This is a genomic window from Actinomadura sp. 7K507 (genome assembly GCF_004348425.1).
Lineage (GTDB): Bacteria > Actinomycetota > Actinomycetes > Streptosporangiales > Streptosporangiaceae > Spirillospora.
In genome coordinates this window covers 1-22304 of record NZ_SMKK01000038.1, presented here as the reverse complement: position 1 = coordinate 22304, position 22304 = coordinate 1, and the positions used below count along the sequence as shown (strand labels likewise).

General features: G+C 69.9%; 18 protein-coding genes, 3 tRNA genes and 2 pseudogenes. 8 read left to right on the top strand and 15 right to left on the bottom strand.

Annotation, left to right across the window (positions count from 1 at the left end; all coding sequences use genetic code 11):
* Positions 1-108: 108 nt before the first annotated feature.
* The 3 genes from E1285_RS11480 to E1285_RS11470 all read left to right on the top strand — a co-directional run bounded on the left by E1285_RS11480 (position 109) and on the right by E1285_RS11470 (position 3341).
* Positions 109-1065, top strand: a complete 957-nt coding sequence (locus E1285_RS11480) for a TIGR03619 family F420-dependent LLM class oxidoreductase (RefSeq protein WP_207946537.1) — start codon at positions 109-111, stop codon at positions 1063-1065.
* A 66-nt stretch (positions 1066-1131) separates the two neighbouring features.
* Positions 1132-2619: an aldehyde dehydrogenase family protein gene (locus tag E1285_RS11475; protein ID WP_132150986.1), complete on the top strand. Its 1488-nt coding sequence runs from the start codon at positions 1132-1134 to the stop codon at positions 2617-2619.
* Complete coding sequence (locus E1285_RS11470; RefSeq protein WP_207946536.1) at positions 2616-3341, top strand: gamma-glutamyl-gamma-aminobutyrate hydrolase family protein; 726 nt, start codon at positions 2616-2618, stop codon at positions 3339-3341. Before E1285_RS11475 ends, E1285_RS11470 begins: the two co-directional genes overlap by 4 nt.
* Here the strand turns inward: E1285_RS11470 and E1285_RS11465 are convergent.
* Positions 3318-4022, bottom strand: a complete 705-nt coding sequence (locus E1285_RS11465; RefSeq protein WP_132150982.1) for a type 1 glutamine amidotransferase — start codon at positions 4020-4022, stop codon at positions 3318-3320. The genes E1285_RS11470 and E1285_RS11465 overlap by 24 nt on opposite strands.
* Positions 4023-4169: 147 nt before the next feature.
* Between E1285_RS11465 and E1285_RS11460 the strand changes: the two genes are divergently transcribed.
* Positions 4170-5717, top strand: coding sequence for an APC family permease (locus E1285_RS11460; protein ID WP_132150974.1), 1548 nt, complete (start codon positions 4170-4172; stop codon positions 5715-5717).
* A gap of 103 nt (positions 5718-5820) precedes the next feature.
* On the opposite strand, the gene E1285_RS11455 is transcribed toward E1285_RS11460, so the two are convergent.
* From E1285_RS11455 to E1285_RS11430, 6 genes and pseudogenes are all read right to left on the bottom strand, one after another.
* Positions 5821-6747, bottom strand: a complete 927-nt coding sequence (locus E1285_RS11455) for a formylglycine-generating enzyme family protein (RefSeq protein WP_132150972.1) — start codon at positions 6745-6747, stop codon at positions 5821-5823.
* A gap of 90 nt (positions 6748-6837) precedes the next feature.
* Entirely contained in the window at positions 6838-8700 is a 1863-nt protein-coding gene (locus E1285_RS11450) for a sulfatase-like hydrolase/transferase (RefSeq protein ID WP_132150970.1), read from the bottom strand.
* 514 nt (positions 8701-9214) lie between these two features.
* Positions 9215-9421, bottom strand: a pseudogene (locus E1285_RS47250) (transposase family protein); the annotation flags it as partial.
* Positions 9422-9610: 189 nt separating this feature from the next.
* The gene (locus E1285_RS11440; RefSeq protein WP_132150968.1) at positions 9611-9898 is read right to left on the bottom strand and encodes a DUF3303 family protein; all 288 of its coding nucleotides are present in this window, start codon (positions 9896-9898) and stop codon (positions 9611-9613) included.
* A 741-nt stretch (positions 9899-10639) separates the two neighbouring features.
* Entirely contained in the window at positions 10640-11080 is a 441-nt protein-coding gene (locus E1285_RS11435) for a VOC family protein (RefSeq protein ID WP_132151026.1), read from the bottom strand.
* A 633-nt stretch (positions 11081-11713) separates the two neighbouring features.
* Complete coding sequence (locus E1285_RS11430; protein ID WP_132150966.1) at positions 11714-12535, bottom strand: alpha/beta hydrolase; 822 nt, start codon at positions 12533-12535, stop codon at positions 11714-11716.
* Between the two features lie 823 nt (positions 12536-13358).
* Here E1285_RS11430 and E1285_RS11425 point away from each other — a divergent pair.
* A complete protein-coding gene (locus tag E1285_RS11425) occupies positions 13359-15398 on the top strand; it encodes a SpoIIE family protein phosphatase (protein WP_132150964.1) in 2040 nt (679 codons plus the stop codon).
* A gap of 1143 nt (positions 15399-16541) precedes the next feature.
* On the opposite strand, the gene E1285_RS11420 is transcribed toward E1285_RS11425, so the two are convergent.
* The 4 genes from E1285_RS11420 to E1285_RS11405 all read right to left on the bottom strand — a co-directional run bounded on the left by E1285_RS11420 (position 16542) and on the right by E1285_RS11405 (position 18501).
* Positions 16542-16805, bottom strand: a complete 264-nt coding sequence (locus tag E1285_RS11420) for a DUF6510 family protein (RefSeq protein WP_132150962.1) — start codon at positions 16803-16805, stop codon at positions 16542-16544.
* 2 nt (positions 16806-16807) lie between these two features.
* A complete protein-coding gene (locus E1285_RS11415) occupies positions 16808-17548 on the bottom strand; it encodes a ferredoxin reductase (protein WP_132150960.1) in 741 nt (246 codons plus the stop codon).
* Complete coding sequence (locus tag E1285_RS11410) at positions 17518-18117, bottom strand: sulfite oxidase-like oxidoreductase (protein WP_132150958.1); 600 nt, start codon at positions 18115-18117, stop codon at positions 17518-17520. The genes E1285_RS11415 and E1285_RS11410 overlap by 31 nt, the downstream gene beginning before the upstream one ends.
* A gap of 114 nt (positions 18118-18231) precedes the next feature.
* Positions 18232-18501, bottom strand: coding sequence for a hypothetical protein (locus E1285_RS11405; RefSeq protein WP_132150956.1), 270 nt, complete (start codon positions 18499-18501; stop codon positions 18232-18234).
* 668 nt (positions 18502-19169) lie between these two features.
* Here E1285_RS11405 and E1285_RS11400 point away from each other — a divergent pair.
* Genes E1285_RS11400 through E1285_RS11390 form a run of 3 tightly spaced genes read left to right on the top strand, consistent with a single transcriptional unit; the run spans position 19170 to position 21536 of the window.
* Positions 19170-20543, top strand: coding sequence for an alpha/beta fold hydrolase (locus tag E1285_RS11400; protein ID WP_132150954.1), 1374 nt, complete (start codon positions 19170-19172; stop codon positions 20541-20543).
* Entirely contained in the window at positions 20533-21069 is a 537-nt protein-coding gene (locus E1285_RS11395; protein ID WP_207946534.1) for an RNA polymerase sigma factor, read from the top strand. Before E1285_RS11400 ends, E1285_RS11395 begins: the two co-directional genes overlap by 11 nt.
* Positions 21070-21119: 50 nt before the next feature.
* Positions 21120-21536, top strand: a complete 417-nt coding sequence (locus E1285_RS11390; protein WP_207946533.1) for a hypothetical protein — start codon at positions 21120-21122, stop codon at positions 21534-21536.
* Positions 21537-21695: 159 nt separating this feature from the next.
* On the opposite strand, the gene E1285_RS11385 is transcribed toward E1285_RS11390, so the two are convergent.
* The 4 genes and pseudogenes from E1285_RS11385 to E1285_RS11370 all read right to left on the bottom strand — a co-directional run.
* Positions 21696-21770 (bottom strand) — tRNA-Val (locus E1285_RS11385).
* Between the two features lie 5 nt (positions 21771-21775).
* Positions 21776-21846: transfer RNA gene (locus tag E1285_RS11380), tRNA-Cys, on the bottom strand.
* Positions 21847-21873: 27 nt separating this feature from the next.
* Positions 21874-21946, bottom strand: a tRNA-Gly gene (locus E1285_RS11375).
* 43 nt (positions 21947-21989) lie between these two features.
* Positions 21990-22304 (bottom strand): annotated as a pseudogene (locus E1285_RS11370) (CHAP domain-containing protein); the annotation flags it as partial.

Below are 22304 nucleotides of genomic sequence, written 5' to 3'. Positions count from 1 at the left end.
GGTCCCAAATAAAATAGAAGAGCGCGGCCCGCGGGGTCAACTCGGCGGAGGTCTCCTTGACAGTTCGTTTGAGCCCGAACATTCTTGGGTGTCATCCAGAGTCCGGCTGTGAGAGGGGAACGGGGAGTGCAGCCTCCGCGCTTCGTGCTCGTGTTGAGCGAGAACTGGACGATGACCGCCGGGCGGGACCTGCCCGTCCTGGTCCGCTGGGCCCGTGAGGCCGAGGACGCGGGCTTCGACGCGGTCATGATCAGCGAGCACGTCGTGCTCGGCCCGGACGCCGTCGCCGGCGGCATCATGGGGAACCCGCGCGAGTACGCGCTGCCGGGCAACCAGGATCCCCGCATGCCGTGGCCGTCCTCGCTGGTGCTCCTCTCGGCGATCGCCTCGGTCACCTCCCGGCTGCGGCTCGCCGCCGCGGCGGTCCTGGCCCCGCTCCGGCATCCGCTCGCGCTCGCACGCGACCTCGGAACGCTCGACCTGATCTCCGAAGGACGCCTGGTCGTGCAGCCGACGGTGAGCTGGAGCCGCGACGAGTACGCCGCCCTAGGCGTGCCGTTCGAAAAGCGGGGCGCCCTCCTGGACGAGCAACTCGAAATCTGGAACCTGCTGTGGCGGGGGTCCCCGGTCTCCTACCGGGGGCGCCACTTCGGCTTCGAGGACGTCTACTTCGAGCCGCGCGCCCACCGGCCCGACGGCCCGCGCATGTGGTTCGGAGGGCAGCGCCTGCACGACAGGCTCCTCGATCGCCTGGTGCGGTACGGGCACGGCTTCCACCCCCTCGGCAGGCCGTCCCCCGGGGAGCTCGCCCGCCTGCGGACGGCGATGGCCGCCGCGGACCGGGACGCGGCCGGCCTGGAGATGATCGGCGGAACCCGTCCCACCTTCCCCGACGACCACTCCTGCGCCCCGCTCGCGCCCGCGCTGGAGAGCATCCCGGAACAGCGCGCCCAAGGATTCACCACCTTCTGCATCAAGCCTTCGCAGTTCATCGACGACCCGGACGGCGTCGGCGCCTTCTGCCGCGACGTCATCAAGCGCACCGACGCCCTTCTCAGTTCATGACCCTGCTCGATTCCCACGACCCAGCTCGATTCCCATGACCCTGCTCGATTCCCGGAGGGAGAGCCCATGACCGACGTCTCGTACGACGAGTGGCGGGCGCGGGCGGCCCGGCTCGCACCGCAAACCCTGCACCACATCGGCGGTGCCTTCGTGCCGAGCCGCGACGGTGCGACGTTCCCGGTCGTCTCCCCACGGGACGGCCGCACGATCGCCGACGCGGCCGCGGCCGGAGCCGCGGACGTGGACCGGGCGGTGGCCGCGGCGCGGCACGCGTTCGACGACGGGCCCTGGCCAAGGCTCGCCCCCGCCGACCGCAAGGCCGCTCTCCTGCGGCTGGCCGACCTCGTCGAGCGTGACCGCCTGACCTTGGCCCTGCTGATCTCCCTGGAGATGGGCAAACCGGTCAGCGAGGCGGACGGCATCGAACTGCGCGCCCTGCTCGGCTGCCTGCGCTGGTACGCCGAGACCGCCGACAAGCTCATCGACGAGTCGCCCCGCACCGGCGCGGGCTCCCTCGCCCTGGTCACCCGCGAGCCGGTGGGCGTGGTCGGCGCCGTCGTCCCGTGGAACTTCCCGCTCACCATGGCCGCCTGGAAGCTCGCGCCCGCGCTCGCGGCGGGCTGCGCCGTGGTGCTCAAGCCGGCCGAGGAATCGCCGCTGTCGGCCCTGCACCTGGCGGCGCTGGCCACCGAGGCGGGCCTGCCGGACGGGGTCCTCAACGTCGTCAACGGACGCGGTGAGATCGCCGGGCGGGCGCTGGGCGAGCACCCCGGCGTCGACGTCATCGCCTTCACCGGCTCCACCGGGGTCGGCCGCCGCTTCCTTCGGTACGCGGCGGACTCCAACCTCAAGCGGGTCTGGCTGGAGCTGGGCGGCAAGTCGCCCAACATCATCCTGCCGGACGCCCCCGACCTGGACGCCGCCGCCGACACCGCCGCCTGGGGGATCTTCTTCAACGCCGGCGAGATGTGCACGGCCCCGTCCCGCCTGCTCGTCCACCGCTCCGTCGCCGACCGGGTCCTCGACCGGATCGTCGCCCGCGCGCGGTCCCTCACGGTCGGAGACCCGCTGGACCCCGCGACCGAGATGGGCCCCCTGGTCTCGGCCCGCCAGCGCGACCGCGTCCTGTCGTATCTCGAGGTCGGCGGCGCCGAGGGCGCCCGCCTGCGCGCAGGGGGCACACCGGTCGACCGGAACGGGTACTACCTGCGCCCGTCCGTCTTCGACCGGGTGAAACCCGGCATGAGAATCGCCCGGGAGGAGATCTTCGGCCCGGTGCTGGCCGTGCTGGAGTTCGACGACACCGACGAGGCCGTGCGCCTGGCCAACGACACCGACTACGGCCTGGCCGCCGCGCTCTGGACCTCCGACCTGACGACCGCGCACCGCGTCTCCCGTGCGCTCCGGGCGGGCACCGTCTGGGTCAACTGCTACGAGGAAGGCGATATGAGCGTCCCGTTCGGGGGCGTCGGGCAGTCCGGCAACGGCCGTGACAAGTCCCTGCACGCTTTGGACAAGTACCTCGACCTCAAGACCACCTGGATCGCGCTGTGACGGCACGCCCGCTGATCGCCGTCCCGGCGCGTTTCTCCGCGAGTGCTTCGGCGCTGCGCCACGCCGCCGAGGTCGCCGCGCGTGCGCTGGTCGAGGCGGTCTGGCGCGGCGGCGGCGAGCCGTTCGTCATGCACCCGGCCGATCCGAGGCACGTCGCCGGACGCCTGGCCCGCTGCGACGGCGTCCTGCTGCCGGGCGGCGGCGACCTGCACCCGCGCCACTACGGCGCGGCAGGCGAGCACGAGACCCTGTACGACGTGGACGAGGAGCAGGACGCCTTCGATCTGGCCGTCGCGCGGCACGCCCTCGCCGCCGGGCTGCCGATGCTGGCGATCTGCCGGGGCCTCCAGGTCGTCAACGTCGTGGCGGGCGGGACGCTGCACCAGCACGTGGAGCCCGACCACCGCCACGTCGTGCACCGGGTCACCGTCGAGGACGGTTCGCTGCTGCACAATACGATCGACGACCGGGAGCCGGCCGTCTCCTGCTACCACCACCAAGGAATCGAAGCTTCCGGTGCCGGGCTGGTCGTCACCGCGCGGGCGGCCGACGGCACCATCGAGGCGATGGAACTGCCGGGCGCGGCGGGATGGTTCCTCGGCGTCCAATGGCATCCGGAGGACACGGCGGCCCGTGACCCGGCCCAGCAGGGCCTCTTCGGCGCCCTCGTGCGGGCGTCCGGCGGTGCGGAGTCCCGCTCACTGGAGGCGGGCGTGGCGTAGGAAGGCGTCCATGAGGCGATGGGCGCGGCGCTCGGCGGCGGGGGCCAGCGCCCGGGTCTGGCCGAGCACCGATTCGGGGTCGAGCCCCAGCCGCCGCATGTCCTTCTCGCCGCCGTTCGCGAGCCACGACTCCAGTTCGCGCACGGTGAGCTCGGGATGGAACTGGACGCCCAGGCTCCGCCCGATCCGGAACGCCTGCGGGGCCACATCGTTCCGGGCGATCTCGACGCCGCCGGGCGGCGTGATCCAGCGGTCGAAGTGGTACTGGAACCACGGTCCCGGCCCGACCAGCGAGGGCTCCTCCGTCTCGATGCCGACCCATCCGATCTCGGGACGCGGTGCGCGCTCGACCCTGCCGCCGAGTGCCGTCGCCAGGGCCTGGCCTCCGAAACAGATCCCGAGAACGGGCACGCCGATAGCCTGCGCCTTGCGCAGCATGGCCAGCTCCCCGGAGATCCAGCTGCCGATCGCCGCCTCGTCGTCCACCGACCACGGCGCGCCCATCGTCACGACGAGGTCCCACTCGGACGGCTCGGGGAAGGTGATCTGCACGCCGGGGTCCTGATGACGCTCGGGCGGCACGACGACCATCTCGGTGACGTCGAACCCATGCTGGAGCAGGCTCTCCCCGACCGGCCCGATCGGGGAGAACGCGTCGTGCTCGATCACCAGCGCACGCATGCGACCCTCCATCCACCGCCGTCGTTCATTTGCTCCCAAACAATATCCGATCGCGAGCGGGCGAGGTATTTCCAAAAGTCGTTTGGCCCCGTATGATCCCCGTCACGCATACGCCGTGCGCGGCCGATCGAAAGGACTGTGAGGGGTATGAGCGAGCAGAGCGGAACGGGCCTGCGGGACGCCGGCCCGATCGACGGAGACGGAAGCCGCCTCGCAAGGAACAAGCTCGGAATCGCGGGCATCGTCTTCTTCGTCGTCGCCGCGGCCGCCCCCCTCGTAGGCATGACCGGGGCGGTTCCCATCGCCATCGTCCTCGGCAACGGCGCCGGGGTGCCCGGCGCCTACCTCGTCGTGGGCCTCATCCTGCTCGTCTTCAGCGTCGGGTACTCCGCGATGAGCCAACAGGTGACCAACACCGGGGCGTTCTTCGCCTACGTCGGACGAGGGCTCGGCATCGTCCCGGGCGTGGCCTCCTCCTTCGTCTCCCTGCTCGCCTACCTGACGATCCAGCTCGCGGTCTACGGGTTCTTCGGCGCCGTCATGGCGGGCCAGATGAACGCCGAACTGGGCATCGACCTGGCGTGGTGGGTGTGGGCCCTGATCGCCTGGGCCCTGGTGCTGGCCATGTCCGCGCTCAGCGTGGACGTCGGAGCCAAGGTGCTGGGCCTGCTCATGCTGCTCGAAGTGCTGTCGCTCGCGATCGTGGCCGTGGCGGTCCTGCTCCACGGCGGCGGCCCGGACGGCATGTCGCTCGGCGCCTCGTTCTCACCCGGCAGCGTCTTCGAGGGCGGCTTCGCCGGCTCGGCGGGCATCGCGCTCACCTTCGCCTTCGCCTCCTACATCGGCTTCGAGGCGACCGCCATCTACGGCGAGGAGACCAAGGACCCCAAGCGCAACGTCCCCATCGCGACCTACATCGCCGTCTCCCTGATCGCGGTCCTGTTCGCGTTTACCTCGTGGGCGGTGGTCAGCGGCCTCGGCAGCGGCGCGGTCCGCGACCGCGTCGCCGAGATCTCGGCCGTGGACGGAACCCCGCTCGCCGACCCCGCCGCGGTCATCTTCGGCGTCGCCACCGAGTACGTCGGCGGCTGGCTGGCGACGGTGATGAGCTGGCTCGTCCTGTCCAGCCTCTTCGCCGGACTGCTCGCCTTCCAGAACAGCGCGGCGCGCTACTTCTTCTCGATGGCGCGCGGCGGCGTGCTGCCCGCCGTACTCGGCCGCGTCAACCGGCGCGGCGCACCGGTGTTCGGCACCGCCGCCGTCGCGGCGACCTCGCTGATCGTCATTGTGGCGTTCCGGCTCACCGACCGTGACCCGGTGCTGCACATGTTCTCCTGGTTCAGCGCCCTGGCGGTACTGGCGATCGTGCTGGTGGAGGTCCTCGTGTCCGTCGCCGTGATCGCATACTTCCGCCGGCAGCCCGACGCCGGCGCCCGCCGCGTGTGGAGCACCCTGGTCGCGCCCATCGTCGCCATCGTCGGCCTCGTGCTCGGGATGTACCTCCTCGTGTCCCGCTTCGGCCTGCTGGCCGGGACCGCGGCCGAGGGCGTCGACCCCGCGACCCAGTCGTGGGGCCTGTCCATGCTCGGCTGGCTCCTGGTGGCGCTGCCGTTCATCGTCCTCGCCGCCGGGGCCGTGGTAGGCGCGCTGCGGCGCAACAGGAACGCCGAAGCGATGGCCGACCTGGTGACCTGACACCGTTCGCCCCGCCCCGCACGCGGCAACCGCGTGCGGGGTTCCGCGTCCGCCGCCGGTGCGGGCCGTCCAGGTCCATGCTTGCTCAGGCGCCATGGTGCCTTCAGCCGGCGGCGCAGCGGAAACCGATGTTGCCGGTGGAGGAGTCGGGGGTGTTGGAGGTGCGGGCCGCGACGCGGTAGCGGTTGCAGTACGAGTCGTGGCAGAGGTACGAGCCGCCGCGCATCACTCGGGACTGTCCTTCGGACCACCGGTCCTGTGCCCATTCCCAGACGTTGCCGACGGTGTTGTAGAGGCCGAAGGCGTTGGGCCGGTAGGCGTCGACGGGAGCCGTTCCGGCGTGCCCGTCCTCGGCGGTGTCGTATCGGGGGAACTCGCCCTGCCAGATGTTGCACCGCCAGTGGCCACGTGGTGTCAGGTCATCGCCCCACGGGTAGCGGGCCTGATCCAGGCCTCCGCGTGCCGCGTACTCCCATTCCGCTTCGGTGGGGAGCCTGCGCCCCGCCCAGCCGGCGTAGGCGGCGGCGTCGTTCCACGAGACGTGGACCACCGGGTGCCGCCGCCTGCCGTCGACCGTGCTGCCGGGACCTTCGGGTGCACGCCAGCAGGCGCCTTCGACGGCCCTCCACCATGGAGTCCCGGCGGGGGCAGGGCTGGCTCGCGCGATCTGCGGCGGCAGGGCACCGGCGAAGACGTAGGACCAGCCGAACCGTTCGGCCTCGGTGACGTACCCGGTGGCCTTGACGAACGCGGCGAACCGCGCGGTGGTCACCGCGTGCGCGTCGATCAGGAAAGGGCCGACGGCGACCTCGCGGACCGGGCCCTCACCGTCCCCGGGGTTGGCCGTCTCGTCCTCGTTGCCCATCCGGAACGTGCCGCCGGGCAGGCGGATCATGCCTTTGGTGCCGGGCGGCCGGGGTCCCGGGCCGCGGTCGCGCCTGGACGGAGGGACCGGCGAGGGCGCCACCGGCGGCGTCCCGTTCGCGTCCCGTGCCGCGGCACAGCAAGCCCGGCCGCTGGAATGACTCATGCTCCACCCCTACATCTCGATCGGACGGGGACGAGGCCGAATGGCCGCGAGAAGTGCCTCCGCGGCTGCCTCTGTTCTGGCCGGGAAGGCCTAGAAGGGCAGATAGACCGGTGTACCGGGACGATAGATGCCTGTCAGTACGAGCCACAGATAGCGCGCGGCGTTGCGCACGTACTCATCGCTCGACAGCGTCGAGCGGGAGATCGCGGGCAGGGCGGGCGCGGCGGCCTTGCCGATGTAGGTCAGAGCGTTGACGGCCTGCAGCCGCACTCTCGGGTCGCGGTGGTCGCGCAAGGTGTCGGCCAGGAAGGGCACTGCGGGGTCGGTGCGCCCCAAGCGGGCCAGTGCCTCCGCCAGCACGATGCGCACCCGCACGGACGGTTCGGCCTCCAGCCGGTCGGCCAGCCTTCCCACGGCCGGGCCCGCGCCGCTCTCGAGCATGAGCAGGCCGGAGGCGGCCCAGTAGCGGATCACCTCGTTGCCGTCGTCCAGGTCGCGGGTGAGCAGGGCGATCCGGGCGGGATCGCGCTGGATGGCGACGGCGGCCAGGCGAAGAACACGGCGCAGGGGATAGGCGCCTGGTGCGCGGCTCTGGTCGTAGCCTTCCAGCGGCGAGCCCTCCGGGATGAAGCCGTTGTCGTTGACCTGGAGGATGTGGTCGTCCAGGGCCGTCCGCAAGCGCTCCAGGACGGCGCGGTGGCCGGGGTCGCCCGTCAGGTCGTGCACCTCATCGGGATCGGAGCGCAGGTCATAGAGCTCTTCTGCGGGCTTGGTCCGCCAGAACCGGTCCTGGATCTCGGTCAGAGTGCCGTCGACGTGCGCCTTCTCCCAGTCCTGGTAGCCCTTCTGCTGCCAGGCGTACGCCAGGTGCTGACCGTACGGGCGGTGCGGGCTGTAGTTGCGGATGTAGCGGTAGCGCTCGTCCCGGACGGTGCGCACCATGTCGTACCGCTCGTCCATGCGGTTGCGGACGCCGAACGCCGGTGCCGGCCGGCGCCGCCCGGTCAAAGGGGCGCCGGACATGTGGTCCGGTACTTTCAGGCCGGCCAGCGATAGCACTGTCGGTGCCAGGTCCAGAGAGGTCACGGGCGAATCGATGACCGACCCGGGCGCCGCGGGCGCCAGGTGTGCCCATCTTCGGGGGAAGCGGACGATCAGGGCGGTGCGCAGGCCGCTGTCGTAGCAGTAGCGCTTGCTGCGCGGCAGCACGCCGCCGTTGTCGGAGTAGTAGAAGACGATCGTGTCCTCGGCGAGCCCGTCCCGTTCCAGTTCCGCCAGGCGCGCGGCGACTTCGGTGTCCATCCTCGCCATGAGGTCGTAGTAACGGGCTCTGTCGGTGCGGATGTGCGGAGTGTCCGGCAGGTAGGCCGGTACCCGGACGTCCTCGGGGCGGGTCTTACCCGGGCCCGCGTAGAACAGTGCGTTCTCGTGCGTGGTCATGTAGTTGAACACCGAGAAGAAGGGCCTGCCCTTCGGCCGCCACCGCCAGTGCGCGAAGATGCCGGACTGGTCCCACACCTGCGCCGGATCGAACGGTGCGTTGTAGTCGGTCTTGCTGTTGTTGGTGCAGAAGTAGCCCGCCTCGCGCAGGTACTCGGGGAACCCCCGCAGGAACGAGGGGATCTTGCCCTCGGCCCGCATGTGCTCGGCGGGACCGCAGCTCTCCGGTGGGACGCCGGTGAGGATCGCGAACCGGGACGGGGCGCAGACCGGCGCGCTGGAGAAGGAGTTGTCGTACCGCACTCCCTCGCGGGCGAGGCGATCGAGGGCGGGGGTGCGTGCCAGCGGGTCCCCGTAGGCGCCGATGAAGGGGTTGTTGTCCTCGCTTACCAGCCACAGGATGTTCGGTCCGGCCTGCTGTGCGGCGGCCGGCCGGGCGGGCAGGGCCGCCGCGAGCACTCCGCCCGCTCCCGCGGCCAGCATCCGTCGACGGGGCACCTCGCGTGCGACCATACTATCCCTACCTTTAACAAATGGAATTGCGAAGGCGATGACCCCACAATCCCGGCCGACGGCGGCAGCGTCTACAGTCGAGCGGCGATTGCGTGCACCGATTGCCGGACCGCCGCCGATCCATGCCTGCCGCCGTCGTCCGGGGACCGCCTACGGGACGCGCTGAGCCGATCTCCTTCAGACCCTCCCCGCTCGCAAGCCGTCGCCCGTAGCCGTACCGTGCGCCGGCCGGGCGGTGCGAGAACTTGAGCGCCGGTGGCTCCCGATTCCGCGTCCAACGGCCCCCGAAACGCAAGATCCCCAGGCCGGGCATGGTGCCTGACCTGGGGATTCGCTGCGCTCGGCCGCTGAAGGGCGGGCTGCCGACGTGAGGCGGAGCCAGCCGTGCCGCCCGTCGTGGAGCATGCCGGCGCGGTCCTGGTAACTGCGGGCGAACAGCCGCTCGGGCACGTCGAGTTCGAAGTTCGGCTACCTGGACGAGGCGGTGACCGTCCGGTGTGGACGGGGACGAGCGGCCGTCCACGATCAGGACCGTGTCGGGGCCGTGCCGGCGGGTGACCGGGGCGAGCGCGAGCAGTGGCGCCAGGTGGTCGACCACCCGGTGCGCGGCAGATTCGGGCACCCCTAACAGCAGTGCGACCTGCCGCAGCGTGAGGTTGGTGCGCTAGTACACCGCGATCAGCAGCACCCGGCCGACCAGCGGCAGGCTCCACCTCCGGCCGGTGCCGGGCGCCGGCAGCGGCGCCGCGCAGGCCGGCGGCGGCCAGAACAAGGCGTTCGGTCCGGGTCGGGCATGGCGGATAGAACAAGATCAAGGATCTCGCTCAATCCACGCTACGGGAACAGCCTTTGAGGCGTGCGCCGAGGTTGCAGGGCAGCGGCACACCCGTGCCTGGCCCGGTGCTTGTTCTCAGCTTTGCCGCAAGGCGGCGAGGCCCTTCCGCATGTCTTCTGGGTTCATCACGGGCTCAATGTCGATCTTCGCGCCGAGTTCTTGGAAAAGAGGCTCCGCGATCGCCGGAAGGGTTGAACTGTCCTGCATGTCGAAGACGAAGGTGCAGGATCGTCCGCCCTCGCTGGGGCCGAAGTAGGCCGCCTCGGGCTGGAGGCGTTCCAGCATCGACTCCATGACCTCCGGCAGTTTGCCGTTCTTGAGCGCTTCGTTCGAGACCTCGGTGTCCAGTCGCGCTCTCAGCATGACTCTCATCGCAGTTGCCCCCACGCGTTCCGGGCCGACGCGGCCCTGTCCGCGCTCCCCCAGACCCGACGCTGTCTCCATTAATCACCCCGGATCCTCGGGGCAAACATCGCGTCCCGCCAGGCCCACGCGGCTGGGAGGGCTCACGCGGCGGACCCGCCACCAAGAGCCAACCGGCCACCGGGCGGCAGACGCAGGCCTCTGGTGTTCCATCGCCCCCCGGGACAGAGCGGGGCGTCCCGTTGGCGGGCGGTCGATACGTCCGGCGGTAGCCGTCCCTGCACCGCGGTCGAGTAAGCCAGTCGCGCGAGCACAACCGTTCATCATTCCGTGGCGAACGCCGTTGCCGTTGTCTGCTCTGCGACTGATCAAGCCTGCGTCGGAGCCCGTCACCCTCCGCACCTCCCACCTGCACGGACGTAATTTTTCGGCAGGCACAGCACTGAAGTCCGAGCGGATGGGACACCGGATGCCCGGCATCGCCGGCGTCTACAGCCACGCCACCGAACCGATGCGGCAGGGTCTGCGAGAGCGGCTCCAGCAGCGATGGACCGCCCTGACGAGCAACCGGCCATGACCGCGGTGTCAAGGTCGTCCCGACCACCCCCCGACCTGCGCATTATCGAAATGCCGCAGGTCAGGGGAGGTCGTTGGCGCTTGTTGACGCCCGTTCAGCACCCAGGGGCGGCGGTGCGTGGCGTGGTCTTTCAGTCCTCGCCGGATGGCCGTGAGTCGGGTCGTTCAGTCCCGTCCCGGCAGCCGGGTGGTGATCTCCTGTAGGAACCAGGCATTGCCGTCGGGGTCGCGGAAGGAGGCGAACGAGCCGTAGCTCGCGCGGTCGGGGGCCGGGCCGGCAACCCTTTCCCGGGCGCCGGCGTGGTGGAAGACGCCGCCCGAGTCGTGGAACACCTCGCCGACCTCGACGCCGCGCTCTGCGAGGTCGGCCCGCGCCGCGTCGATGTCGCTCACGACCAGGTGCAGGCCCTGTGCCGAACCTGGCGCGGCGTCGGTGAGCCCGGTGCCGAAGATCACCGAGCACGCCGAACCGGGCGGCGTCAGCTGCACCACTCGGAAGTCCTCGTTGGTGCCGACGTCAGCGTCCTTGCGCCAGCCCAGCGCGGTGTAGAAGTCCTTGGCCCGGTCGGCGTCGGCGACGGGGAGCACGACGACCTCCAGCTTCATGTCCACGATGTCGTTCCCTTCCAGTGCGGCGCCGGTGGCCGGTCAGGCATCCATCGCAGCCGGGAGACCGGGCTCTGATCAGCAACTTCACGTTCGCATCGCCCATGGGCGAAGTTCACAAAGCCAGCCCAAACCGATCGGCAAGATCTGCTCCGCCGCGGCTGGTGACACGGGCCGCTCAGCGAGCGTCCACCGGTGGCGCGGCTCGGGCCGTCGAGCAGCCATCGGGCAGCCAGGGGGACGAACCGGGGCGTTTCCGGCGAGGGGTGAACCGGGACTTCTGTGTTTGCCCTTTTCAAGACGGGTGAGTCACGTGTGACTCGAAGCGAAGCGCTGCCCGCGGACGAACTTGACCTTCAGGGTGCTGTTGAACGCCTCGGCGGCGGCGTTGTCCAGGCCGCCGCGGTGTACTCCGACCCGCGGTCGGTATAAAGATCACCCCGTCCACATTCCCGTCTTTGGTGGTGGCCGCCATCTGCAAGGAGGCCACCGCCAGGGCCGAAAGGAAACCACCAGGGCCCGTGGAGCCCCGCCCACCCGAAGCGACATCCGGGCCATCGGCCTGACTACCCACAGAAAACACGAACTGGTTGGGGCCGCTACGCCCCCCAACCAGCACACGAAAGATCGAGGCTAGCCTTTCAGGAAGTTCAGCAGTTCGGTGTTGACCTGGTCCTGATGCGTGGCGGTGATGCCATGCGGAGCGCCCGGGTAGTAGATATCTTTCGCGCCCTTGATGAGCTGGGCGGACTTCCTCGCCGAATCCTTGACGGGGACGATTTGGTCGTCCTCGCCGTGCAGCACCAGGGTCGGAACGTCGAACTTGGCGAGGTCTTCGGTGAAATCGGTCTCTGAGAATGCCTTGATGCTGTAGTAGGCATTGAGGAGGCCGGACTGCATGCTCCAGAGCCAGAACTGGTCGAGGATTCCTCGTGAGACATCGGCGCCGGGCCTGTTGGCGCCGTAGAATTGGAGGGCTAGATCCTGATAGAACTGCGAGCGGTCTTTGACAAGGGATTCGCGCAGGCCATCGAAGACTTCGATCGGCAGGCCTTCGGGATTGGCCTCGGTCTTCAACATGATCGGAGGCACTGCGGCTATCAGGACTGCCTTGGCGACTCGTCCCGTTCCGTAACGCCCGATGTAGCGCGCGACCTCGCCGCCGCCCGTGGAGTGGCCGATCAGGCTGACATCATCAAGATCGAGCGACTCGATCAAGGCTGCGAGGTCGTCGGCATAGCCGTCCATGTCGTTGCCCGAGGTTGCCTGGCTGGACCGGCCATGACCGCGCCGGTCGTGCGCGACCACGCGGAAACCGTGCTGCAGGAGAAACAGCATCTGCCCGTCCCACGCGTCGGAATTCAGCGGCCAGCCGTGAGAGAACGTCACGACGGGACCCTCACCCCAGTCCTTGTAGTAGATCTCGGTGCCGTCCTTGGCCGTTATGGTGCTCATGGCGTCTCCTCTTTGCGGACGATGTGCTCACACGGCCGACCGCAGGCGCCGACGCGATGCCGGTCGAGTCCGTGGAATGTCCTCCTCCTGTGCCCGCCACCTCATGTCCCTAATCTGGCCCGAGCAGTGACGCAAAGAGGTCGGCGAGGTCCGGTCACAGCGGCTTTACCATTGCCAGTCGGCCCGCCGATGGGGCCGTGCGCGCCGAGGCCAGCAATGCGTCACCGAAATCTCTCCGCCAGTCGATGTCGAAACTTTGTTGGCACTTTGCTGAAACCGTGGTCGTCGGTTCGAGGCTGATGGCCAGCCTCCGATGCTGGGGTATCGAGCGGCGCCGTCTTCGAACCGTTCCACGCCTCAGACGTAGCGTAGGTGACCGGCCACTCTAAGGAGCGAAGGTCTCAGAGTCGTTGCTGGTGATAGCGGCGACTCGCCTGAACGCCTGTGGTCTCACGTCGCCGGTGACTGCGCCACCGTGGTGACCGACGGGTTCGTGGGCATCGGGTTCTCCCCGGAGATCGCCGAGGGCGAGGACATCGAGGCAGAAACGCCGACGGCACCCTGTGTTTCAGCGACCGGGGCTGCGGTGGATCAACATCGAAGCGCAGTTCTGCAGCGTGGACCCCGACCTGTTCTCCCTGATCCGGCGGTTGCGCGGCTTGAGGGTTCCACGCCTTCACTTGTAGTGCGCACACGAAACACACGGTCACTGAATTCGGGTCGGTGACCAAGCTATGCCCCAGCGTTGCGGGGTAGGCCTAGGCATTACGGGTGCGGCGGGCCAACGGGGGGATGTCTGGTGCACGACGCTAGCGAGTATGCGATGGGATGGCTTGCGCTGGAGGCGTTCGATCCGGCGCCGGTCGCGGTCGCGCTGACCATCGGGCCCGAGCACCGGCTGGTGTACACCAACCTCGCCTACCAGGCCTACGTCGGAGGCCGTCCGCTCGGCAGGCCGATCGCAGACGCGTTCGACAATCGATCGCAGCGGGACTACGGCGCCCTGTTCGACCATGTGCTGGCCACCGGGGAGCCGGTCAACCTGGTCGAGGCGCCGGTGAAGCTGGCCCCCGCGGGCGGGGGCGTCGAGGAGCGGTCCTTCTCCTTCAGCCTGTCCCGGTTCACCCACGAAAGGCCGGGGGTGCTGGTGATCGCGGCGGACGTCACCGAACAGGCCGCGGCGTCGCTGCGGGCGAAGCGGGCGGCCGAGGAGCAGCGGCGCTGGCGCCGCCGGTTCGAGAGCCTGGTGTGGATGAGCGCGCAGATCGTGTGGGTGGCGGATCCGGCGGGTGGGGTGTTCGAGGCGAGCGCGAGCTGGGAGCGGTTGACCGGGCAGAGCCGGGAGGACTTCAGCGGCGACGGCTGGTCGCAGGCGCTGCATCCGGACGACCGCCGGCCGGCGCTCCGGTCGTGGAAGGAGACGTGCCGGCAGGCCCTCCCCTGGCATTACACCTACCGGGTGCGGACGTGGGACGGCGAGTACCGGCACTTCGAGATCCGTTCCGCGCCTGTGTTCGAGGACGGCGCCGTGGTGGAATGGATCGGCACCTGCAGCGATGTCGAGCAGCAGTGGCGGCAGCGGCAGCGCCAGCGGCTGCTCGACCGCGCCGCCGCGGTGGCCATGGAGCAGGCCGGACTGGACCAGATGTTCGCCGCGCTCGCCGGCGTACTCGTCCCCGCGCTGGCCGACGGCTGCGCCGTGCACCTGCTCCCCGATCTGGTCGACCGTCCCCGGGGCGCCCCGATCACCGTCCGGCGCATCGCCACCGCCGCACGGGACGGCCTGGGCCGCCAACCCCCGTCCGGTGAGGAGCGGTTCGCCCCCGACAGCGGGTTCGCCCGCGCGCTGCGGCAGCGCCGTCCGCTGTACCGCACGTTCCCGCCGGGCCAGCCACCGGCCGATCTGCTGCCCGAGCGCACCGCCACCTGGCTGGCCGAGAACAAGGCCACCAGCGTCGTGCTGATACCGGTCATCGTGGACGGCACCGTGGCGGCGGCGGTCACCGCGTCCCGGCGCGAGGACCGCGCGCCCCTCGGGCCGGACGACATCGCCCTCATGGGGCAGGTCTTCGAGTACACCCACGACTCGCTGAGCGGCGCCGTCCGGTTCCAACGCGCCCAGCAGGTAGCCCTGGCCATGCAGTACGGCCAGCTCGCCGACCCGCCCGAACTCGCCGGCCTGGATATCGTCGCCCGGTACCGGGCCAGCCCCGCGGCGGGCGAGGTGGGCGGCGACTGGTACGACTCGTTCGTCCTGCCCGGCGGCGCGATGGTGCTGGTCATCGGCGACGTGGCCGGCCACGACCTGGCCGCCGCCGTCGAGATGAGCCGGCTGCGCAACATGCTGCGGGCCCTGACCGCCGACCGCGCCGCCCCGCCCGGCGAGATCCTGCGCCGCCTCAACACCGCCATGGAAACGGTCGCCCCCGACACCACCGCGACCTGCATCCTGTCCAGCATCGAACAACCCGAACCCGGCCGATGGCAGTGCAACCACGCCACCGCCGGACACCCCCCACCACTCCTGATCACCCCCGGCGGCCACTGCCGCTTCCTGAACGACGCCGCCAACCCCCTGCTGGGCGTCTCGATCAACCAGCCCTACCGCACCGCGACAGAACCACTGCCACCCGGCTCCACCCTGCTGCTCTACACCGACGGCCTCATCGAACGCCCCGACGAGGACCCCGACACGAGCCTGGACCGGCTCCGCCGCCGAGCAGCAGCCCTCGCAACCCGACCCCTGGAACACTTCTGCGACGGCCTCCTGGAGCACCCCCCACCGAACGGCACCGACGACATCGCCGTCATCGCCCTGCGCGTCAAGGACTCCCAAAACCGGCCCGCACCCCGCGACCAATAGTCGGCGTCCATCACCGGCCACACAGGATTCGCGGTAACGGCGGCCGATGGGGTGGAAGGCTAGGTTGCGGTCCAGTACCCACCGCACGAAGGTGGGCAGGGTGACGTCGTCGACCTGGACCCAACTGCCGCGGGTGTAGTCGAACCTTGTCGGTCCGTCGTGCACCATCCACCGCTCGGCGTCCGTTGGCGGGTCGGCCGGGTCACGGCGATCGTGGGAACCGTGCACATCCACGGCACGCGGTCACGGGGGCTGACCCAGCAGACGTCGATGTCGTCGTCGTAGTAGTGGTCGGTGCGCATCTGGATATCGGCGTCGGTGATCGGTGAGAGCTGCGCCTCCCACGCCATGCCATCCGGTCGCCGTCTGCGGAGGTGGCCATCACGTCGGCCCGCCAGGATCCGTCGGATGCCGGCAGTTCTAATTCGGCCGACCAGCCCGCGCGGCGGATCGCCTCGGCCAGCACGTGCTTGAGCAGGTGGTGATCGGCTGATTCGGCCGACAGGTGGCAGTGCGGCGAGCGGCCGGGTTGTGCGTGAAGTACCGTGTCCGCCGCCGGGACAGCTTGGCGTGCACGCCCGTGGCCACACTCGGGGCAGGTGAGCCTGATCCGGGGTCGTGTCCGGTAGACACTCTCCCACTCCAACCCCTGACCCAGGTCGGTGAGCGTGGTGTCGATCCGCCCGAAACTGGGTCGTCGTTGGCTTTCAGGGGTGAGCCGACGCTATGCGCGGGCACTGACATCCTGCGGGCGTGGCGTGGACCTGCGTCGCGGCAGGCAGTCATTCGCGCGGTACGTGCTGGAGACTTGGTTGCCGAAGGGTCCCGTTCAGGACGGTCCGGGAACCCTGCGTGCTCCCGCCACCCCCCGCTCCGGGCGGGAGCAACGGGAGCACGCAGGGGGCGGCGGTGCGTGGCTCGGTCTTTCAGCCCAGGCGGGGAGCGATGCCTGGATCCTTGCAGAGAGGGTACTCATTTCCTGAACCCCCGACGCGTCATGACCGCCGTCGATGTCCTGATCCGGCCGGTGTCGGCGTGTGCAGAAGTCAGGCAGACGATCGGCGGGGCATGCCGCCGCCCGACTTCCGGCTCCCGGCCTTTCAGCGCAGCGGTATGGCCTTGTTCGCTTCCGCGTTCCCAAGATCAGGGAAGGGGAATGCGCAGTGCGGTGATGCCGCGCATGTCGAGCCAGGCGGCCTCCGGTGTCCGGACCATGCGTAGGACGACCTCTTCGCAGGCGGGGCAGCGGGCGACGAGTCCCGGGGCGCGGGTGTAGAGACGCAGGGTCGCGACCGGGCCGGTGCGGGCGCAGCACGCGCAGCGGGCGTCGGCGGTGGTGACGTCGAAGGCGAGGATCTCGCTCAGCGGGCCGGCCAGCGCGTTCCCGTCCTCGTAGTCGTCGATCATCGTCAGCCTCCTGTCGGGCCGAATCGCTCGGTCTTGATCTTGCGGGCGGCGTGGCCGAGGGCCAGCAGCACGTCGGCGGCCGTTTCCACGAAACCGGTCGGGCCGCAGACGTAGCAGTCCGGCTCGAAGTCGGCGGGCCAGCCGTGGGCGTTCAGGTCGGCGGCCATGAGCCGCCCGGGTGGCCGCCGGCCTTCGGGCGCCTCGCGGGTATAGAGGTGGGTGACGTCCAGTCCGGGGGCTCCACGGCGCAGTTCGGCGGCGTAGTACCGGTCGGCGGGCGTCCGCACCGAGTAGACGAGCCGAAACGGCGTGCGGCTGCCGGCCTGCCCGCGGGCGCGGATCATCGCCATCAGCGGCACGATCCCCGATCCGCCGGCGACCAGCAACACCGGCGCCGTGGCGGCGGGACGCCAGACGAACCAGCCGCCCACCGGCCCGCGGATCTCCACCGGGTCGCCGTGCGAAAGGCCCCCGACCAGGTAGGAGGAAACCTCGCCGTCCGGCACGCGTTGCACGGTCAGCTCGACCCGGTCGCCGTCGGCCGGCGCGGCGATCGAGTAGCTGCGCTGGGTGCTGTAGCCGTCCTCGGCGGTGAGCCGCACGTCGACATGCTGGCCCGCCGTGTGGCCCGGCCAGCCCGGCACGTCGAAGACCAGCGTCTCGGCGGTGGGCGTCTCGATCCGCGTCCCGGCGAGCCGGGCGACGCGCCAGGTCAGTCGCCTTGGTACCGCTGTTCGCGCCATGGGTCCCCGTAGTCGTGGTAACCGGCCGTCTCCCAAAAGCCCGGCTCGTCCTGATCGAGCAGGCGGATGCCGCGCACCCACTTGGCCGACTTCCAGAAGTACAGGTGCGGTACCAGCAGCCGGGCCGGGCCCCCATGCTCAGCGGGGAGATCTTCTCCGTCGAAGCGGTAGGCGACCCACGCCTGCCCGTCCAGGACGTCCTCCAGCGGAAGGTTGGTGGTGTAGCCGCCATAGGAGTGGGCGAGCGCGTAGTCGGCGGCGGTGTCCACATCGGCCAGCAGGGTGTCCAGCGACACGCCTTCCCACTGGGTGCCGAGCTTGGACCACTTGGTGACGCAGTGGATATCGACGGTCGGTGTCTCGCTGGGCAGCTCCATGAACTGCTGCCAGTCCCAGCTGTACTCCCGCCCGGTCTCGGTCGTGACGGTGAACTTCCAGTCTTCCTTGCCGACGCGCGGCGTTGGACCGGCCGACAGGACCGGGAAGTCCTCAGTCAGGTATTGGCCGGGAGGGAGCTTGACACCCGTCCCGGGCCGTCGGCCATGGAAACCCGGTGACACAATGCCCATCACCAACCCCCTCCCAGGGGCATTCGAGGAAAGCGACGGATGACGCCATTCCCGCAGGCGTCGTCACCGAAACCAGTCCGCACACGCACCTCGGGCCCACCGGTCGCGGGATGATCAACCTGCCTGAACAGCGAAAGTGGGACGGGTGAGCCGCCGGGTTGCTACGAGGCAGCAGTCGGCTCCCACCTTCCTGGTCGTGGTGCACTCGGTGTGCACGGAGCCGATGGTGGCACCGCCCTGGGTGTAGGAGAGGGAACCGGTCGAGATGAGCTTGCTCCCTGCCCCGCGCGGGTCGCAGGTCGGGTTGTCCGGGCCGGGAGTGCAGGCAGGGATGAACTGCGTGTCCCCGTCCGCGACGGTCTCGTAGTAGACGTTGGGCCTCATCGTCGAACGGCTACGGTGCCGCGCAAATCGACGCGGTTCGCCCACCGGGACGCACAGGTCAGCGATGCCAACACAACGCGAAGGCGGCCGGGCGTCACGCCGGCTCCCTCGCACCTCAGGTAATGACCGGTTGCGGCCGGTGCCGGGTTCGCTGAACAGAACGCCGAACTCACCTGGGCGTCGGCGGGCGCCTAACGATGTCAGCGCCGAGCACGAGTGCGTCGGCATCCGCTTATGTGAAGGACGGTGAGTCCGGCTCAAGCATCGCGGGGGCGCCGCTCGCGTACGGGATGAAACTGGGGCCGTCCTGGTACCGGCTGAATCGTGGCGTCCAGCAGGATTCCGAAACCCAGTCCCGTCGCCTCCTCATGGGCAGCGGCAGCGACCAGAACGCCCGCACCAGCAGGGCACCGATCGAGCCGATGAGCACCTCGATCAGGACTCCCGGTTCCTCGGTTCAGCTGTTGGGCTGGATGAGGCCCTTGTCATGGGCACCGGCCCCCTGACCCGATACGCGGCTGTCGCGTTCTTAGAACCGAGTGGAACGTTTGCGGCGTCCACGTCCTCTGTCGGGTATGGCGCTCACCACTGATGATCAGTTCACCGCGGTCCGTCGATCGCCGGGCTCGCCACCGTGGCGAGCCCGGGCCGCGTTCTGGGCGACGATCATGGCATCGGTTCTTCTCTGCGACGCCGCAGTCCACGTGTACTGGGCCACCGGAGCGGTGTGGCCTGCGGACGACTCCTACGACCTTTCCCGCGCCGTCCTCGGCTTCGGTTCCGACTTCAGGCCCGGACTCGTCTTGCCGCTCGCCGGGCTGCTCATCGTCGCGGCGGGGCTGGTTCTGGCTCGTGGGCGTCTGGGACGGGCACACCGGCTGGGGTGGCTCTGGCAACTGGGCACGCTCGCCATCACCGCCGGGCTGCTCACCCGCGGCCTGCTCGGGTTGCTGTGGTGCGTGCCTGCCCTCGGCCATACGCCAGGTGTCTTCTACTGGATGAACCTTCTCGTCTACACGCCGATGTGTCTGGGCCTCGCCGGCTGCGGCCTCCGGCTCCTCGGCGCCGGGGCCGGTCGCTCCGCGGCTTGCCGTCCTGGGGCCCGCTGGTCGCGGACGGCAGCCGCCGGGGCGCCCGTGGCCGTGGTGACCCTGGCACTGCTCGGGGCCTTCGCGTTCTCGCCGACGGCCCGGAGCCGGGACGTCCCGACAGCGATTCTCGGCCAGGCCGCATCGGCGTTCGTCGACACCCCGTTGGCCCGGTTCCACCATGTCAAACAGGGCTCCGGGTCGCCGGTGGTGTTCCTGTCGCCGGGCTCGTCGTGGGCCGCGGCATGGACGCCGCAGCTCACGGAACTCTCGGCGGAGCACACCGTCTACGTCGTGGACCTGCCCGGACAGGGCTACACAGAGCTCCACGACCGGGAGTTCACCTTCGACCTGAACGGCATGACCCGGGCGATCGACACCTACCTCGACGCGGTCGGCCTCCCCCGTACCGTCCTGGCCGGCAACTCCTGGAGCGGCGGATGGGCGCTGGCCTACGCCCAGTCCCACCCAGACCGGGTCGACCGCCTGATGCTGCTCGCCCCGTCGGGAGCGGACCGCCCCGACCCCGTCGAATGGGAGATCCTCAAGCTCCCGGTCGTCGGCCTCGCCATGGCGCAGCTCGGGTCATCAAGCCTCCCCTCGCTGGAAAGCGCCGTCCGCGGCCTCCTCGTGAACCCCGATAAGGTCAGCCAAGCGTTGATCAACGCTCTCGCCGTCCCGAGCACGTTCCCCGACAACGTGCGAGCCACCCACGAGCTCGAAGCCCGGCTGGACTGGAGCGAAACCCAGCGCGCCATGCCGCGGACGACGACACCGACGCTGGTGCTGTGGGGCAGCCAGGACTCGATCCTCCCGGTCGAGTACGCGGCGACGTTCGAACAGCGGCTCCCGGCGGTGCGGCTCCACGTCCTCGACGGCTGCGGCCACGGGCTGCCGCTCGATTGCCCGTCCCAGGTGAACGCGCACATGAGAGAGTTCCTGCGTGGGTACTGATCGGCCCCATCCCGCACAGGACCCGATCGACACGGTCACCCTGGTCCGGACGGCGCAGAGGGGTGACACCCTGGCGATGGGCGACCTGCTCGACATGCTCACGCCCTACGTCGCACGAGTGTGCGGGTCGATCGCCCTCCACAGTGGCTCCGACGCCGCTCAGGACACCCTGATCGTGGTGATGAGGTCGTTGCGGTCGTTGCGTGAGCCCGCTGCGCTGTTCGGCTGGGTGCGCACCATCGCGGTCCGCGAAGCGGTCCGCCACGCCGAACGAGATGCCCGGACTCGTCCCACCGGCGACGAGACGCTGAACCGGGTACCGGCACGCGGCGACCCGCAGCTCGCCGCCGACATACGGGATGTGCTCTTGCGCCTGAGTCCCCGGCATCGCGCCGTGCTCGTCCTGCGTGACCTGCACGGCTTCACCGAGGACGATGCGGCTGCCCTGCTCGACGTGCCGGTCGGGACCGTGAAATCCCAACTTCACCGAGCCCGAGAGTCCTTCAGGAAGGCGTGGATCGCATGACCCCGACTTGGCCTTCTGCCGCGGTCGACCCCGTGCGCCGACTCCGTGCCATGGCCGCCGGCGTGCCCGGCGCCGCGGTGAGCGAACGCGTCGTCAATGCCCCACTGGACCAGGTCTGGGAGATCCTCACCGACTTCGAGAACGGGTTCACCACGGTGCAGCCGGACATGCACCGCGTTCGCGTGCTCACCCGAGCCGGCGACCGGGTCGAGCTCCACGCCCGTGGCAGGCTCGGTCAGCGCGCCCATCTGCGCGGGATCGTCCGCCCCGGATGGTGCTGGCTGCAGAGCCGGTTCCTGATCATCGGCATGGCGGCGGCCGCCCAGCCCGACGGGCGCACACGCGTAGCCCTCACCGGAGGTGTACGGGTACCGACGATGGCCGCCGTCGTGCCGGTCGGGGTCAGGCGCGAGTCACGCAGGTCTCTTGAGCGGCTCGAGGGGCTCGTTGCCCGATCCGATGGGTGATGGCGAAACGGCCCGGCACAGGCGGGGCCCCCGGCGGCGTATCAGGCCTCCCCGTGCCGGGGGAGCGGTCTGCTCCCGATGTGCTCCCGATTCCGCGTCCAACGGCCCCCGGAACGCAAGATCCCCAGGCCGGGTATGGTGCCTGACCTGGGGATTCGATGGTGGGCGATACTGGGATTGAACCAGTGGCCTCTACCGTGTCAAGGTAGCGCTCTCCCACTGAGCTAATCGCCCTTGCGAGGTGGAGACGGGATTTGAACCCGTGTACACGGCTTTGCAGGCCGTTGCCTCGCCTCTCGGCCACTCCACCAGAGCGAGGCCTGTTCGGGGGCCTCAGAGCGGACGACGGGATTCGAACCCGCGACCCTCACCTTGGCAAGGTGATGCTCTACCAACTGAGCCACGTCCGCGTGCGGACCGGAGGTGTCGGCCTCCGGGCTTGCACCGACAACTCTAGCGGAATCCTGGCGTGCTTGCGTACGAGGCGGGTGCGGCCCCGCTGAATTCCCCGTGGTCGACTTCGTCGTCGCTGACTTCGTCGTGCAGGGAGTTCCAGAAGGCGAGCTCGCTGTCCTCCTCGAGGTGGGCGATGCGGCCCCAGAACTCGCGGTCCTCGGCCTGGTGGGCGGCTGCGAGGGAGAGGGCGGGCATGACGGCGGTGCCGGCGTCCGCGGACTCCAGGTCGGCGGGGGTGACGTCGGCGGGCAGCGCGACCGGGGTGGAGGGGCGGTGGTGCTTGCCGCGCTTGCGGACGCGGATGGGCGGTGT

Excerpts from the sequence above, each read along its gene's own strand:
- E1285_RS11475 (WP_132150986.1), top strand. The coding sequence starts at position 1,132 with ATGACCGACGTCTCGTACGACGAGTGGCGGGCGCGGGCGGCCCGGCTC.
- E1285_RS11465 (WP_132150982.1), bottom strand. The coding sequence starts at position 4,022 with ATGCGTGCGCTGGTGATCGAGCACGACGCGTTCTCCCCGATCGGGCCG.
- E1285_RS11460 (WP_132150974.1), top strand. The coding sequence starts at position 4,170 with ATGAGCGAGCAGAGCGGAACGGGCCTGCGGGACGCCGGCCCGATCGAC.
- E1285_RS11455 (WP_132150972.1), bottom strand. The coding sequence starts at position 6,747 with ATGAGTCATTCCAGCGGCCGGGCTTGCTGTGCCGCGGCACGGGACGCG.
- E1285_RS11450 (WP_132150970.1), bottom strand. The coding sequence starts at position 8,700 with ATGGTCGCACGCGAGGTGCCCCGTCGACGGATGCTGGCCGCGGGAGCG.
- E1285_RS11440 (WP_132150968.1), bottom strand. The coding sequence starts at position 9,898 with ATGCTGAGAGCGCGACTGGACACCGAGGTCTCGAACGAAGCGCTCAAG.
- E1285_RS11435 (WP_132151026.1), bottom strand. The coding sequence starts at position 11,080 with ATGAAGCTGGAGGTCGTCGTGCTCCCCGTCGCCGACGCCGACCGGGCC.
- E1285_RS11430 (WP_132150966.1), bottom strand. The coding sequence starts at position 12,535 with ATGAGCACCATAACGGCCAAGGACGGCACCGAGATCTACTACAAGGAC.
- E1285_RS11425 (WP_132150964.1), top strand. The coding sequence starts at position 13,359 with ATGGGATGGCTTGCGCTGGAGGCGTTCGATCCGGCGCCGGTCGCGGTC.
- E1285_RS11420 (WP_132150962.1), bottom strand. The coding sequence starts at position 16,805 with ATGATCGACGACTACGAGGACGGGAACGCGCTGGCCGGCCCGCTGAGC.
- E1285_RS11415 (WP_132150960.1), bottom strand. The coding sequence starts at position 17,548 with ATGGCGCGAACAGCGGTACCAAGGCGACTGACCTGGCGCGTCGCCCGG.
- E1285_RS11410 (WP_132150958.1), bottom strand. The coding sequence starts at position 18,117 with ATGGGCATTGTGTCACCGGGTTTCCATGGCCGACGGCCCGGGACGGGT.
- E1285_RS11405 (WP_132150956.1), bottom strand. The coding sequence starts at position 18,501 with ATGAGGCCCAACGTCTACTACGAGACCGTCGCGGACGGGGACACGCAG.
- E1285_RS11400 (WP_132150954.1), top strand. The coding sequence starts at position 19,170 with ATGGCATCGGTTCTTCTCTGCGACGCCGCAGTCCACGTGTACTGGGCC.
- E1285_RS11390 (WP_207946533.1), top strand. The coding sequence starts at position 21,120 with ATGGCCGCCGGCGTGCCCGGCGCCGCGGTGAGCGAACGCGTCGTCAAT.